The 13,659-nt window shown below is 67.9% G+C and carries 12 protein-coding genes; 7 read left to right on the forward strand and 5 right to left on the reverse strand.

Annotation, left to right across the window (positions count from 1 at the left end; translation table 11 throughout):
* Positions 1–103: 103 nt before the first annotated feature.
* Positions 104–1,072, reverse strand: coding sequence for a DMT family transporter (locus tag ASG48_RS10510; protein WP_055849128.1), 969 nt, complete (start codon positions 1,070–1,072; stop codon positions 104–106).
* A gap of 202 nt (positions 1,073–1,274) precedes the next feature.
* On the opposite strand from ASG48_RS10510, the gene ASG48_RS10515 reads away from it, so the two are divergent.
* Positions 1,275–1,631 (forward strand): DUF393 domain-containing protein, encoded by a 357-nt coding sequence (locus tag ASG48_RS10515; RefSeq protein WP_055849130.1) that lies wholly within the window; start codon positions 1,275–1,277, stop codon positions 1,629–1,631.
* A gap of 16 nt (positions 1,632–1,647) precedes the next feature.
* On the opposite strand, the gene sthA is transcribed toward ASG48_RS10515, so the two are convergent.
* Positions 1,648–3,060 (reverse strand): Si-specific NAD(P)(+) transhydrogenase, encoded by a 1,413-nt coding sequence (gene sthA / locus ASG48_RS10520; RefSeq protein WP_055849134.1) that lies wholly within the window; start codon positions 3,058–3,060, stop codon positions 1,648–1,650.
* Positions 3,061–3,283: 223 nt separating this feature from the next.
* On the opposite strand from sthA, the gene ASG48_RS10525 reads away from it, so the two are divergent.
* The 3 genes from ASG48_RS10525 (at position 3,284) to ASG48_RS10535 (ending at position 4,689) form a co-directional block, all read left to right on the forward strand.
* Positions 3,284–3,733 carry a hypothetical protein gene (locus tag ASG48_RS10525; protein WP_055849137.1) on the forward strand — a complete coding sequence of 150 codons (450 nt, stop codon included), beginning with the start codon at positions 3,284–3,286 and terminating at the stop codon, positions 3,731–3,733.
* 4 nt (positions 3,734–3,737) lie between these two features.
* Positions 3,738–3,956, forward strand: a complete 219-nt coding sequence (locus tag ASG48_RS10530) for a BrnA antitoxin family protein (protein ID WP_055849140.1) — start codon at positions 3,738–3,740, stop codon at positions 3,954–3,956.
* Between the two features lie 73 nt (positions 3,957–4,029).
* Positions 4,030–4,689, forward strand: a complete 660-nt coding sequence (locus ASG48_RS10535; protein ID WP_055849143.1) for a glutathione S-transferase — start codon at positions 4,030–4,032, stop codon at positions 4,687–4,689.
* An 18-nt stretch (positions 4,690–4,707) separates the two neighbouring features.
* On the opposite strand, the gene ASG48_RS10540 is transcribed toward ASG48_RS10535, so the two are convergent.
* The gene (locus ASG48_RS10540) at positions 4,708–5,346 is read right to left on the reverse strand and encodes a LysE family translocator (RefSeq protein ID WP_055849146.1); all 639 of its coding nucleotides are present in this window, start codon (positions 5,344–5,346) and stop codon (positions 4,708–4,710) included.
* Between the two features lie 59 nt (positions 5,347–5,405).
* On the reverse strand, positions 5,406–7,004 hold the full coding sequence (locus tag ASG48_RS10545) for a Fic family protein (RefSeq protein WP_244486870.1): 1,599 nt from the start codon (positions 7,002–7,004) through the stop codon (positions 5,406–5,408).
* Positions 7,005–7,184: 180 nt separating this feature from the next.
* Here ASG48_RS10545 and ASG48_RS10550 point away from each other — a divergent pair, with 180 nt between their 5' ends.
* The 3 genes from ASG48_RS10550 (at position 7,185) to ASG48_RS10560 (ending at position 11,369) form a co-directional block, all read left to right on the forward strand.
* Entirely contained in the window at positions 7,185–8,405 is a 1,221-nt protein-coding gene (locus tag ASG48_RS10550) for an argininosuccinate synthase (protein WP_055849152.1), read from the forward strand.
* Between the two features lie 94 nt (positions 8,406–8,499).
* Positions 8,500–9,693 carry a Fic family protein gene (locus ASG48_RS10555; protein WP_055849155.1) on the forward strand — a complete coding sequence of 398 codons (1,194 nt, stop codon included), beginning with the start codon at positions 8,500–8,502 and terminating at the stop codon, positions 9,691–9,693.
* 89 nt (positions 9,694–9,782) lie between these two features.
* Positions 9,783–11,369: an alkaline phosphatase D family protein gene (locus tag ASG48_RS10560; protein WP_055849158.1), complete on the forward strand. Its 1,587-nt coding sequence runs from the start codon at positions 9,783–9,785 to the stop codon at positions 11,367–11,369.
* A 216-nt stretch (positions 11,370–11,585) separates the two neighbouring features.
* Here ASG48_RS10560 and ASG48_RS10565 read toward each other — a convergent pair whose 3' ends face one another.
* On the reverse strand, positions 11,586–13,355 hold the full coding sequence (locus tag ASG48_RS10565) for an L-lactate permease (protein WP_082529399.1): 1,770 nt from the start codon (positions 13,353–13,355) through the stop codon (positions 11,586–11,588).
* Positions 13,356–13,659: the final 304 nt, after the last annotated feature.

Genomic DNA, 13,659 nt, shown 5'->3' on the forward strand with positions numbered 1-13,659 from the left:
CGCGACGGCGGGCGCCGAACGGGCGCAAGGGGATATCCTCTTCCGGGCAGCACGGGACGGCGCCGGGCCTGCGGGACCGATCCGGGCGCGGACGAACGGGCTCCTAGACGGGGTCGAGCCCTGCCAGCGGCAGCGCCATGCGCCGGTCGCGCGCGGCGATCCGCTCGCGGTGGATGACGTAGAGGCCCGACAGGATGACGATGCCGATGCCCGCCCAGGTCATGCCGCCGGGAAAGTCGCCGAAGAACAGGAAGCCGAAGAGCGTGGCGGTGACGATCTCCAGGTAGTTCAGCGGCGCGAGCGTCGAGGAGGGCGCGAAGGAGAGCGCGTAGGTCATCGCCATATGGCTGATCGTCGCCATCAGGCCGACGCCGACGCACCAGAACCAGATCGCGCCCTCGGGCATGGAGAAGCCGGCCGAGGGCCAGCCGGCCGCCGTGCCGAGGCCGAGGAGCGGCAGGCAGAGGAGAGAGGCGGCGACCGCCGTGTCGAACTGCATCGCCACGGGATGCAGGTCGCGCGCCAGGCGCCGCGTGATGAGCATGTAGACGGCGAAGAAGAAGGCGCAGCCGACCGGCAGGAGCGCCACCCAGCCGAAGGCGGCGAAGGAGGGCTGGATGATGAGGAGCGTGCCGGAGAAGCCCACCACCGCCGCCCCGAGCCGGCGCGCCCCGATCGTCTCGCCGAGGATGAAGCGCCCCATCACGAGGAGGATGAAGGGCGAGACGAAGGCGACCGCGAGCGCGTCGGCGATCGGCATCACGCGCACGGCCGCCACGAAGGTGAAGGTGGAGGCGATGTTGACGAGCGCGCGGGCGAGCGTCAGCGCCAGGACGGTGCGCGAGCGGCGCACGGGCAGGCGCAGGAGAAGGACGACGGGCGCCATCAGCGCCGCCTGCACGACGAAGCGGAAGAGCGTGACGGTGCCCGTGGACACGCTCTGCACCGCGATCTTGGAGGAGACGTCGATCAGCGGCGCGACGACGCAGAAGACCACCATCAGACCGATGCCCAGAAGCGTCCGGTCGTCCTGTGCCGCGCGCGCGGCTGATTCGCTCGAAGGATGGTCCATGCACTTGCGCTACAATATCGCCCCGACGATCGGAATCGTTTTCGCCGGGCGTCGTCGGGAGAGTTCGATCCCCGAGAGGGCTTTGGATGCGCACAGCCGACCTCTCCTGCTCGACGGCATTGGAAACGGCTCGTGCGCGGCTGTCCGGACGGATCGTCGCCGGGCGCTTCTCTCGGCGCCCTGGCGCCCCATCTGAACGCCCATGACCGATCTCACCGTCTGGCACGATGGCGCCTGCCCGCTCTGCCGCCGCGAGATCGCGCTGATGCGCCGGCTCGACCGGCGCGGCGCGATCCGCTTCGTGGACGTGGCGGGCGATGCTCCCGCCGACTGCCCGATCGACCGGGCCGAGCTTCTGGCGCGCCTCCACGCCCGCGAGGACGGGCGCCTCCTGTCGGGCGCCGCCGCCTTCGCCGCCCTGTGGCGGGCGATCCCGCTCCTGCGCCCGCTCGGCCTTCTCGCCCGCAACCCCCTTGTGCTGGCGGGCCTGGAACGGGCCTATCTCGGCTTCCTGACGGTGCGGCCGCGCCTGCAGACGCTGGTGCGGCGCCTCGGCTGAGACCGCGGCTTCAGGGTCAGGCGTCGAGCGCCATGGCCGGCCCGAAGGCGCGGTTCCAGGCGTCGAGGCTCGCCACCTTGTAGGCCTCGGCGAGCGTCGGATAGTTGAACGTGTTCTCCATGAAATAGTCGATCGTGCCCTTCAGGTTGAGCACCGCCTGGCCGATATGGATGAGCTCCGTGGCCCCCTCGCCCACGATATGGGCGCCGAGCAGGCGGCGCGTCTTCTTGGAGAAGATCAGCTTCATCATGCCGTTCTGCACGCCCATGATATGGCCGCGCGAGGTCTCGCGCAGGCGGGCGATGCCGCATTCGTAGGGAATGTTACGCCGGCGTACCTCTTCCTCGCTCATGCCGACGGTCGAGATCTCGGGCACGGAATAGATGCCGTAGGGAAAGAATTCCGGCGGCGGCGGCGGCGCGAGACCGAAGGCGTGGCAGGCGGCGAGCCGTCCCTGCTCCAGCGAGGTCGAGGCGAGGCTCGGGAAGCCGATGACGTCGCCGGCCGCATAGATATGCGGGACCTTCGTCTGCAGCGTCTTCGGATCGACGGCGAGCCGGCCGCGATGGTCGCTCTCGAGGCCGGCGGCGGCAAGGTTCAGCCCCGTCGTCTGGCCCATGCGCCCGGCGGCGAAGAGGAGCACGTCGCTCGCCACGTCGCGGCCGTTGGCGAGGCGGCAGACGGGGCGGCCCGCCCGGTCGAGATCGATCTTCGTGACCTCCGAGCCGAGCCGGATCGAGACGTTGCGGTCGCGCAGCTCGTGCACGAACTCGTCGATCAGCTCCTTGTCGACGAAGTCGAGGAAGCTCGCGCGCGGCTCGATCAGCGTCACCGCCACTTCGAGCGCGGAGAAGATCGTGGCGTATTCCACCCCGATGACGCCGGCCCCGATCACCACCATCGAGCGCGGCAGCTTGGGCAGTTCGATGATCTCGTCGCTGTCGAAGACGCTGGTGCCGTTGAAGGGCACGTAGTCCGGCCGGAAGGGAACCGTGCCGCAGGCGACGACGAAGAAGGCCGCCCGCTCCTGGCGCGTCTCGCCGCCGGGGCCGGTGATGCGGATCTCGTGCGGCGAGACGAAGCTCGCCTCGCCCGTCGCGGTGCGCACGCCGTTGCGCACGAACTGGTGCTCCAGCACGTCCACCTCGTGGTCGAGCGTCTTGAGGACGCGCGCCTGGATGTCGGCGGCCGAGATGTCCTGCTTGACGCGATAGGCGCGCCCGTAGAAGCCGCGCTCGCGCCAGCCGGTGAGGTTCAGCACCGTCTCGCGCATGGTCTTGGAGGGGATCGTGCCGGTGTGCACGGAGACCCCGCCGACGCGGCGCCCCTTCTCCACGACGAGAACCGACTTGCCGAGCTTGGCCGCCTGCACGGCGGCGCGGCGCCCGGAGGGACCGCTGCCGATGACGATGAGGTCGTAGTCTGCCATGCCAGGGTCCGCCGAGCCGAAGGAAACGCCGCGCCTTCCTCTAGAGCCGTTCCATTGCGCGAAACCGACGCGGTGCAGCATGAGGGCGCCGGAACCGGCGCGGCCCGCCGCCGCAGGCGCCGGGTCCGATTGTGTCGCAGGCCCTGTCGCAGGGGCGGCGCCTCGCCTAAGTGAGGGACCACGCCCCGGTCGGTCGCACCGGGGCGGCGAAGAGACGAGGGCGATGCTGACGGTCCTGCGCTTCCTGTTCCTCGTGCCCGCGGGCTTCGTCGCCGCCACGCTGGCGGCCGCCTTCGCGCTCGTCTGGCCCTTCGTGGACCTGCCGCCCTCGCCCGACCCGTTCCTGATCGCCGAGATCGTCTTCGCGGTGATCGCCCAGGCCGCGCAGATCGGCGCGGCGATCATCCTGCCCTTCGCGCTCTTCGTGCTCGCGAGCGAGGTCCTCGGCCTCTCCTCGATCCTCCTTCATCTTTTGGCGGGGGTGCTCGGCGGCGGCACGCTTCTGGTCCTCGCCTACGGGCGGGCGCTGCCCCATGCCAGCATCCAGGTCGCCGCCATGGTGGCGGCGCTGTCCTTCGCGCTGGTATACTGGATCGTCGCCGGCAACAGCGCCGGCCGCTGGCGGGCGCGCTTCAGGGCGCCGACGCCGGCTCCACGGACCGACGAAGGATAGACCGATGGCCCGCCGCCCGACCGACCCCCGCGCCGCCGCCGAGGCCGCCTTCAAGAGCGCCACGACGCCGAAGCGCATGGAGGAGGCGAAATCCGCCATCCCGCAGGCCAAGGAGATGGTCTCCCTGCGCATCGACCGCGACGTGCTGGAGCGGTTCCAGGAGGACGGGCCGGGCTGGCAGGAGCGCATGAACGCCGCCCTGCGCGCCGCCGCGGGCCTCTGACCGGCTTCTCCGGCGCGGCGCGGCGCGGCGCTCGCCCCTTGCCGAACCGCGATCGCGCCGCAGCTTGGCCCCCATGCTGACCGTCCATCACCTCAACAATTCCCGCTCGCAGCGCGTGCTCTGGCTCCTGGAGGAGCTCGGCGTGCCCTACGAGGTCAAGCGCTACGAGCGCACCCGATCGATGCAGGCGCCGCCCGAGCTGAAGGCCGTGCACCCGCTCGGCAAGTCGCCGGTGGTCACGCAGGACGGGCATACGATCGCCGAGACCGGCGCGATCGTGGAATACATCCTCTCCCGGCACGGCGAGGGCCGGCTGATGCCGCCGGAGGGCAGCGACGACTACTGGCAGGCGCGCCATTTCCTGCATTACGCGGAAGGCTCGGCCATGCCGCCGCTCTTCCTCAAGCTCGTCCTCTCGATGATCCCCGGGCGCGCGCCCTTCTACCTGCGCCCCGTGCTCTCGGCCGCGCTCGCCAAGGCCGACGCGATCCTGGTGCGCCCGGAGATCGCGACGCATCTGAAGCACTGGGAGGACTCGCTCGGCGCGACCGGCTGGTTCGCGGGACCGCAGATGAGCGTCGCCGACATCATGATGAGCTTCCCCGTCGAGGCCGCCACGAGCCGCGTCGGCTACGACGGCCATCCGGCCCTGCGCGACTTCCTGCAGCGCATCCACGCCCGCCCCGCCTACCGCCAGGCGCTGAAACGCGGCGGCCCCTACGCCTATGCCTGACGGCGCGGGCTCGTTGCGTCAGTTGCGCGCGAGGAGGATGCGCATCGCGAAGGCGGAGAAGACGCCGGCGAAGAGCCAGTCGATGGCGCGCATCACCGAGGGCCGGGCCTTCAGGACGGAGGCGATCCTGTCCGCCGTCACGATGAGGACGAGCGTGATCGGGGTCGCCACGAGGATGAAGTAGACACCGAGGAAGAAGAATTTCGCCCCCGCATGCGGATCGCTCGCCGCCACGAATTGCGGCAGGAAGGTCACGAAGAACAGGATGATCTTGGGGTTGAGGAGGTTGATGCCGACCCCCGTCGCCCAGTTCGCCAGAAGCGGCGCGCGCGGCGCCGCCCTCCGGTCGACCGAGAAGGACGAGCCGTGGCGGATCGCCTGGACCGCGAGATAGACGAGATAGGCCGCGCCCGCGATCTTCAGCGCCAGGAAGGCCTGCGGCGAGGCGGCGAGCAGCGCCGACAGGCCGAGGGCGGCAAGACTCGTGTGGATGAGCGAGCCCGTGCAGGCGCCCAGATAGGCCGCCAGCCCCGCCGCCCGTCCCTGCGCCAGCGTGCGCCCGAGAAAGAGCGTCATGTCCGGCCCCGGCGTGATCGTCAGGACCAGCGCGGCGACGGTGAAGGCGAGAAGCGTCGCGGCATCGGGAAGGAAGCTCATGGCGGCGGGCTCGAAGACGGATCGGATAACATCCCTTACGGCATCGCCGGACCGGGCGGCTAGACCCGGAGTGGACGGAAAAGATCGCTCTGGTCGTCCGTCGGACGCTGGAACAGATCGCGATAGATCGCCTCCATCCGAGTGACCTCATCTGCGGTCAACGCCACGAATTCCGTCTCGCGCGCCCGCTTGCTGAGCCGGCCCTGATTCTGGTGCAGAAACGTCAGCAGCATGTCGAACATACGCTCCGGCATGTCGACGACACGCGTCGCCTCTGCATGAAAAGTGTCGCGATGCTGCAGAAATAACAGTTCGTCGGGGAGGTCGCGGGAGACGACCGTCTCGATGCAGCGGAACAGGTATTCCACGTGGGCCGTCGCGTCGAAGTAGCGGTAGTAGTCGGCGGTGTCGTTCTGGACCTGCACGTTGCCCCGCGGCGTGGCGGACCATTCGATCCATTCCAGCAGCGGCTTGGATACCGTCTCCAGCGTGGCCTTGTATCGGGCGATGTCGTGATAGATCGCGCTCGAGACCGGAAAGACGATGCCCTCCGGCGTGTAGTCGCGTTCCGCCATGACATGGTGGAGAAGAAAGCGGTGCAGTCGCCCGTTCCCATCCTCGAACGGGTGGATGTAGACGAAGCCGAAGGCGATACAGGCGGCCGTCATCACCGGATGAAAGCCGAGCATCCGCGAAAGCGCGTTGAAGGCGACGAGCCCGTTGAGCAGCGAGACGAGATCCTCCGGATTGGCGCTGACATGTTCCGGCCGTGGCTGCTGGAGAGGATCGTGGCGGCCAACGAAACCACCCTCGTCCCGCAGGCCGACCCGGACGAAACGCTCGTCACCGATGAGTTCGCGTTGCAGCCGCTCGAACTCCTTTATCGAGAGATCCAGCGTGCCGGCCTTGGCGATCACTCTGGCCCAGCGCTCGATCCGATCACCCGACGGCGTCTCTCCTTCGATCGCGAAGGAAGCCTTGGAGTCGCTGAGAAGAAGAAAGGCCGCGGCCCGCGCGATGACGTCGGGCGGGGCCGAATCGACGATGTCGCGTGCCCGGCCACGAAAATCCTTGGCGATGAAATCGTCGATCGCCTGCGTTCGTCGCACCAACGGGCAGAACTGCGGCGTGCCCGGAAGATTGAAGAGGATTCGAAACCGGCGCTCGTAAGAGGTGTCGCGTGTGGCATGTTGCTTTTCTGGATCGAGCAGAAGCGCGTAGCTGCCCCGTTTCGTGTCCGGCACCGCCAGTTCCTCGTCGAGCAGCCATTCGTAGAGAAAGCACAGTCGGCGCAGATAGGCGCTCGTCGGCTTGGCGATCAACGCCTGTTCGAGGTCGCGCCGGTCCATCGCATGGAACACTTCCTTCAGCGTCAGGAGAACCAGCCCCTCGTGCTTCAACGCAAAGACGAGATGGGCAACGGTATCCTCCTTCGGACGGGCCGAGACCGGATGGATCGACCAGCCATTCTCGCGACGTCGGCTATGCTTCGGCGAAGTCGCCGCCATCTCGTGATGCAGCGGAACGCGGAGATCGAAGCGACGAATGAGTTCGCAATAGCCGACGGGTCGAGCCTCCATGGGCAGCCGACGTCCGCGGAAACTCTCGAGAAGCGGGCTCGGATTCATGTCCACGGAGGATGTCGGATTTTTTTCCATCCTCTCATCTGACATGAAAAATGTTGACCCGATCTCGATTTTTCTAATTTTTCACACCTCGGCGTGAAAAAGGATGACGCCGCCGGACTGTCGATTGGTCGCCGCCGAAACCTCGCGCGCCCTTGCATCCCGCACAGCTTTCGGCAAAACCGCCCAAACACCATTCGAGGATCAAGCAGCATGGCTCTTCCGCGCGACGTCAAGAAGGTCGTCCTCGCCTATTCGGGCGGGCTCGACACCTCGATCATCCTGAAATGGCTGCAGACCGAGCTCGGCGCCGAGGTGGTGACCTTCACGGCCGATCTCGGCCAGGGCGAGGAGCTGGAGCCGGCGCGCCGCAAGGCGGAGATGCTGGGCATCAAGCAGATCTATATCGAGGACGTGCGCGAGGAGTTCTGCCGCGACTTCGTCTTCCCGATGTTCCGGGCCAATGCCGTCTACGAGGGCACCTATCTCCTCGGCACCTCCATCGCGCGTCCGCTCATCTCCAAGCGCCTCGTGGAGATCGCCGCCGAGACGGGCGCCGACGCCATCGCGCATGGCGCGACCGGCAAGGGCAACGACCAGGTGCGCTTCGAGCTTTCGGCCTACGCGCTGAATCCCGACATCAAGGTGATCGCGCCCTGGCGCGAATGGGACTTCAAGTCCCGCACCGACCTCCTGGACTTCGCCGAGAAGAACCAGATTCCCGTCGCCAAGGACAAGCGCGGTGAGGCGCCCTTCTCGGTCGACGCCAACCTCCTGCACTCCTCCTCGGAAGGAAAGGTGCTGGAGGATCCGGCCGTCGCCCCGCCGCCTTACGTCTTCCAGCGCTCGGTGAGCCCGATGGAGGCGCCCGACGCCGAAACGCAAATCACCATCGGCTTTGCCAAGGGCGATCCGGTCTCGCTGAACGGCCAGACGATGAAGGGCCACGAGCTTCTGGCCGCCTTGAACGATCTCGGCCGCGACAACGGCATCGGCCGGCTCGACCTCGTCGAGAACCGCTTCGTCGGCATGAAGAGCCGCGGCATCTACGAGACGCCGGGCGGCACGATCCTTCTGGCCGCCCACCGCGCCATCGAGTCCATCACGCTCGACCGGGGTGCCGCGCATCTCAAGGACGAGCTGATGCCGCGCTATGCCGAGCTCGTCTACAACGGCTTCTGGTTCAGCCCCGAGCGCCTCATGCTGCAGGCCCTCATCGACAGGAGCCAGGAGCATGTCGAGGGCTCCGTCACGCTGACCCTCTACAAGGGCAATGTCATCGTCACCGGGCGCGAGAGCGCCAAGTCGCTCTATTCCGACAAGCTCGTGACCTTCGAGGACGACCAGGGCGCCTACGACCAGAAGGACGCGGCCGGCTTCATCAAGCTCAACGCGTTGCGCCTGCGGACCTTGGCCAAGCGCGACCGCGCCTGACGAAAATCTCGACGCCGAGATTTGGTTATCGCCTTTCATACCCAACGGTCGTTGGGTATGATGCCCTTCTGGAAGGGTGGAAGGGCGGGGAGCGATGCCGAGCGAACGCAGCGGACGATACGTAACCTTCGGTTCGTACCGCTGTTTCGCTCCTGCGCCCTTGCCGCCCTGCCCTCCTCTCGTCTTCGACCGCGATCTGATTCTCGCTTTGTCCGGAGCCGATCGTGCCCTGGCCAGGCTCGACGGGGCCGCACTGACCCTGCCGAACCCCGATCTCTTCGTCTATGCCTTCATGCGGCAGGAAGCGGCCCTCTCGTCCCAGATCGAGGGCACGCAGGCGAGCCTCGAAGACCTCTTCGAATACGAGGCGGTACCGGAGGCCGCCCATCCGCAGAGCGATGTGACGGAGATCATCAACTACATCGCCGCCATGAGATGGGGCCTCGCCGAAATTCCGGCTCTGCCCCTGTCCAAGCGACTCGTGCGCGGCCTCCATGAGCCCCTTCTGGATTCGGGACGCGGATCGACGCGGGCCCCCGGGCAGTTCCGGCAGGGCCAGAACCATATCGGCCCTCCGGGCTGTTCGATCGAGGATGCGACATTCGTTCCTCCCGCGGTTCCCTTGATGGAACAGGCCTTGGACGACTGGGAGACATACCTTCACGACCGAGAACTTCCGGTTCTTGTCCGCTGCGCTATCCTTCATGCTCAGTTCGAGACCATCCATCCCTTCTGGGACGGCAATGGCCGCGTCGGACGAATGCTCATCACGCTCAAGCTCTGCGAGGAGGAGATATTGGAGCGGCCGCTCCTCTATCTCAGCCTGTATTTCAAGCAGTATCGGCAGGACTATTACACCGCGCTGCAACGCGTCCGCGACGAGGGCGATTGGGAAGGCTGGATCAAGTTCTTCCTCGAAGGCGTCCGGCTGACCTGCCGGGCCGCCCTCATCACGGCTCGCCGAATAACTGCGCTGCGCGAGTCCCTGCTGGCCCGCGCCCAGGCGGCAAGCCGGTCGAGCAACCCCGCCCGGCTGACGGATGCCTTGTTCAAACACCCCTACATCACCGTCGCGCAGGCCGCCGCCATTCTGAACACGACCGCGCAAGGCGGCGCGAATGTCGTGGCCACGCTTGTCGAGATCGGCATCCTGCAGGAAGCCTCGAAGGCAAAGCGAACGCGGATCTACGCGTTCAGGCCCTATCTCGACCTGCTGCACGAGACCTCCGACAACCTGACGGCAGCGATCGGACACGACGATAGCCTGAAGAGTCCTCACGGCCGCTGACGTCCGGCTCGGCCCGAGAGGTCGTTTCGCATCCCCGTCATGGAAAGGTTCTAAACGACGCCTCGTCCGATCCAGACGAGGCGAACCCCATGGCGATCCGCATCTTCGACCAATCGACCACCTTCTCCCGCCGCTCGCTCCTGCGCGGCGCGGCGACGGGGGCGCTGGCCCTTTCGGGCGGGCTCGCCCTGCCCGGCCTGTCGCGGGCGCAGAGCCGGCCGACGCTGCCGAGCGGGCTGCAGTCGGGCGATATCGGCGCCGACCGGGCGGTGCTCTGGGCGCGGGCCGACCGGCCCTCGCGCGCCGTCTTCGAATGGTCGACCACCGAAAGCTTCAAGGACGCGACCCGCCTGCCGGCGCTCGACGCGCTGCCCGAGACCGGCCATGCCGTGAAGCTCCTCGCCGAGGGCCTGCCGAGCGGCCAGGACATCTTCTGGCGCGCCACGATGACCGACCTCAACGACGTCAACGCCGTCTCCGAGCCGATGGTCGGCCATTTCCGCACGGCACCGAGCGAGGCGCGCGACGTCTCCTTCACTTGGAGCGGCGACACGGCCGGCCAGGGCTGGGGCATCGACGAGGCGCGCGGCGGCATGACGATCTACGCGACCATGCTCAAGCACCGGCCCGACTTCTTCCTCCACTCGGGCGACACGGTCTATGCCGACGGCCCGATCAAGGAGAGCGTCGACCTGCCGGACGGCACGGTCTGGAAGAACCTCGTCACGCCCGAGAAGGCCAAGGTCGCAGAGACGCTGGAAGAGTTCCGCGGCCAGTATCTCTACAATCTCATGGACGCGAATCTGCGCGCCTTCAATGCCGAGGTGCCGATGCTGGCACAGTGGGACGACCACGAGGTGACCAACAACTGGTCCTCCTCCAAGGTCCTGCCCGAGGCCTACAAGGAGCGCTCGATCCACGCGCTCTCGGCGCGGGCCCTGCGCGCCTTCCACGAGATGATGCCGCTGGCCACGACGCTCGCCGAGCCCCAGCGCGTCTATCGCAAGGTCGCCTACGGACCCCTGCTCGACGTGTTCTTCCTGGACATGCGCACCTATCGCGGCCCGAACGGCGCCAATCTGGAGACCGAGGAAGGCCCGCAGAGCGTGTTCCTGGGCGCCGCCCAGCTCGACTGGCTGAAGCGCGAGCTCGCCGCCTCCAGGGCGACCTGGAAGGTCATCGCCGCCGACATGCCGCTCGGCCTCGTCGTCTGGGACAATGCCAAGGACAAGAAGGGTTTCGAGGCCGTCGCCAATGCCGAGCCGGGCCGCCCGCTCGGGCGCGAGCTGGAATTCGCCGATCTCCTGAAATTCATCAAGGACCGCAAGATCCTGAACACCGTCTGGCTGACGGCGGACGTCCATTATACGGCGGCCCATTACTACGACCCGGACCAGGCCGTGTTCCAGGATTTCGAGCCGTTCTGGGAGTTCGTCTCCGGGCCGCTGCATTCGGGCACGTTCGGCCCCGGCGATCTCGACGCCACCTTCGGGCCGCAGCTGCGCTACGCCAAGGCGCCGACCAAGGAACAGGGGCAGAACCTCTCGCCGGCCGCCGGCCTGCAGTTCTTCGGCCATGTGCGCATCGCCGCCGACACGCAGGTCATGACGGTGACCCTGCGGGACGCGGCCGACGCCGCTCTCTGGTCGACGGACCTGACGCCGAAGACCGCCTGAAGACCGCGGTTCTGCGCAGGCCCCATCCATGAGACCGGCCCGCCACTGAACGGACCCTGCGGGTCACGTCATGCCGCGCCGGACGACGCCCGATCGCCGCGCGGGCTGGCGCCGCGCGAAAACGGCCGAGACGAATCGTCTCGAACGCGCGGCGGTACGAAAAGGCCCGGCGGTTCGCACCGCCGGGCCTTCGTCCGTTCCGTGCCGCGCGGTGCCTCAGGAGGCGCCGACGACGAGGCTCGTGAAGGGCCAGACATAGGCCTGGAGCGTGACGAGCAGGCCGACGAGGACGGCCAGCACGATGGAGTGCAGGAAGACGTAGCGCAGGATCGGACCCTCGCCGTTCTGCCAGCCCGTCGCCGTGGAGGCGACGACGATCGACTGCGCGTCGATCATCTTGCCCATCACGCCGCCCGAGGAGTTGGCCGAGGCCATCAGCACGGGGTTGAGGCCGAGCTGTTCGGCGGTGGTCTTCTGCAGGCCGCCGAAGAGGACGTTGGAGGCCGTGTCCGAGCCCGTCAGCGCCACGCCCAGCCAGCCGAGCAGCGTGCCGAAGAGCGGGTAGAAGACGCCCGTGTTGGCGAAGGCGAGGCCCATCGTGGCGTCGAGGCCCGAATAGCGGGTGAGGTAGCCGAGCGCGAGCATGATGGCGATCGTCAGGAGCGAGTAGCGCACGCGCCAGATGGTCGACACGTAGATCCGGACGAGCTGCAGCGGGCCGAAGCCCATGGCGAGACCGGCCACCAGCGCCGAGACGAGGATGCCCGAGCCCGTCATCGACAGCCAGTTGAGGTTGAAGACCGCGTCCTCGATCTTGGGCGCGGGCACGACCGGCGGCATCTTCTGGATCTGCTGGTGCAGGCCCTCGAAAGGGATCTTCACGATGGAGATGCCGTCGAGCAGCGCCTTCATCTGCGGGATGCCCCACAGGAAGACGAAGACCGTGAGGATCATCCAGGGCATCCAGGCCCGCAGGATCGCCGAGCGGTCCTGCGTCATGGCGAGCGCGCCGCCGCCGGCGACCGCGATGCCGCCGCCCGATCCACCTCGGCTCGTGCCGCCCGTGCCGTCGACCCCGACGGGACCGCCGGCGGGAAGGCCCGCGGCGCGGCGCGCCTCCTCCTCGGCCGCCTCGTGGCCGATCAGCGCCGTGGAGCGCCAGACGGTCTTGGGCTTCCAGACCCGTAGGAAGGCGACGAGCGCGCCCATCGAGCAGAGCGCGGCGACGATGTCGACGAGCCAGGGGCCGTGGAAGTTCGAGACGAGGAACTGCGGGATGGCGAAGGACACGCCGCAGACGAGGATCGCCGGCCAGATCTCCATCATGCCGCGCCGCCCGGCGAAGGCCCAGATGAGCCAGAAGGGCACGATCAGCGAGAAGAAGGGCAGCTGCCGGCCGATCATGGCCGAGAGTTCCAGGAGGTCGAGGCCGGTGACCGCCGAAAGCGCGATGACGGGCGTGCCGAGCGCGCCGAAGGCGACGGGCGCCGTGTTGGCGATGAGCGACAGGCCCGAGGCGGCGAGCGGCGAGAAGCCGAGGCCGATGAGGAGCGCCGCGGTGACGGCGACCGGCGTGCCGAAGCCCGCCGCGCCCTCGAAGAAGGCGCCGAAGGAGAAGGCGATCAGGAGGAGCTGCAGCCGCCGGTCGTCGGTGACGCTGGCGATCGAGTTCTGCAGGATGTCGGAGGAGCCGTTCTCCACCGTCAGCCGGTGCAGGAAGATGATGTTGAGGACGATCCAGCCGATCGGCATCAGGCCGTAGGCGGCGCCGAACCCGGCGGCCAGGAACGCCTTCTCGGTCGGCATGCCGAAGACGAGGATGGAGATGGCGAGCGCGGCGATGAGGCCGGCGAGCGCGGCCGTGTGGGCGCGCATGTGCAGGACGCCGAGCCCGACCAGCAGCACCGCGACCGGAACCGCGGCGAACAGGAAGGACAGCGCCAGGCTGCCGAACGGGTCGTAGGTCTGGTTCCAGATGTCTGGCATGGGCTGTCCTCCCGAGGCTGTCGACGCCGCCGGCATCCTCCCGCGGCGGCGTCGTTTGCGGGAAACTATCCCCCAAGCCACGGGAAAACCATGGAGCGAGGCCCCATTGCGACCATAGTTGCAGAGGGCCTCCCGCAGAGCTCCGCCGCCCGCGCCGTGGACAAGCCGGCCGGTCGTCCCCATCTGGGGTGCAAGCCCCCCGGCCGAAGGCGCGGGGGAACGCCGGGCGGCGCGGCTTCGCCTGCCCCCTTCGCCGGACGGGCGGCCGCTTGGAGCCGGTCCGGTGCTCACCTGCCGAAGGATC

Source organism: Aurantimonas sp. Leaf443 (assembly GCF_001425575.1).
Lineage (GTDB): Bacteria > Pseudomonadota > Alphaproteobacteria > Rhizobiales > Rhizobiaceae > Leaf443.

Excerpts from the sequence above, each read along its gene's own strand:
- ASG48_RS10510 (WP_055849128.1), bottom strand. The coding sequence starts at position 1,072 with ATGGACCATCCTTCGAGCGAATCAGCCGCGCGCGCGGCACAGGACGAC.
- ASG48_RS10530 (WP_055849140.1), top strand. The coding sequence starts at position 3,738 with ATGGCCCGCCGCCCGACCGACCCCCGCGCCGCCGCCGAGGCCGCCTTC.
- ASG48_RS10515 (WP_055849130.1), top strand. The coding sequence starts at position 1,275 with ATGACCGATCTCACCGTCTGGCACGATGGCGCCTGCCCGCTCTGCCGC.
- ASG48_RS10535 (WP_055849143.1), top strand. The coding sequence starts at position 4,030 with ATGCTGACCGTCCATCACCTCAACAATTCCCGCTCGCAGCGCGTGCTC.
- ASG48_RS10555 (WP_055849155.1), top strand. The coding sequence starts at position 8,500 with ATGCCGAGCGAACGCAGCGGACGATACGTAACCTTCGGTTCGTACCGC.
- ASG48_RS10525 (WP_055849137.1), top strand. The coding sequence starts at position 3,284 with ATGCTGACGGTCCTGCGCTTCCTGTTCCTCGTGCCCGCGGGCTTCGTC.
- ASG48_RS10540 (WP_055849146.1), bottom strand. The coding sequence starts at position 5,346 with ATGAGCTTCCTTCCCGATGCCGCGACGCTTCTCGCCTTCACCGTCGCC.
- ASG48_RS10550 (WP_055849152.1), top strand. The coding sequence starts at position 7,185 with ATGGCTCTTCCGCGCGACGTCAAGAAGGTCGTCCTCGCCTATTCGGGC.
- ASG48_RS10545 (WP_244486870.1), bottom strand. The coding sequence starts at position 7,004 with ATGGAAAAAAATCCGACATCCTCCGTGGACATGAATCCGAGCCCGCTT.
- ASG48_RS10565 (WP_082529399.1), bottom strand. The coding sequence starts at position 13,355 with ATGCCAGACATCTGGAACCAGACCTACGACCCGTTCGGCAGCCTGGCG.
- sthA (WP_055849134.1), bottom strand. The coding sequence starts at position 3,060 with ATGGCAGACTACGACCTCATCGTCATCGGCAGCGGTCCCTCCGGGCGC.
- ASG48_RS10560 (WP_055849158.1), top strand. The coding sequence starts at position 9,783 with ATGGCGATCCGCATCTTCGACCAATCGACCACCTTCTCCCGCCGCTCG.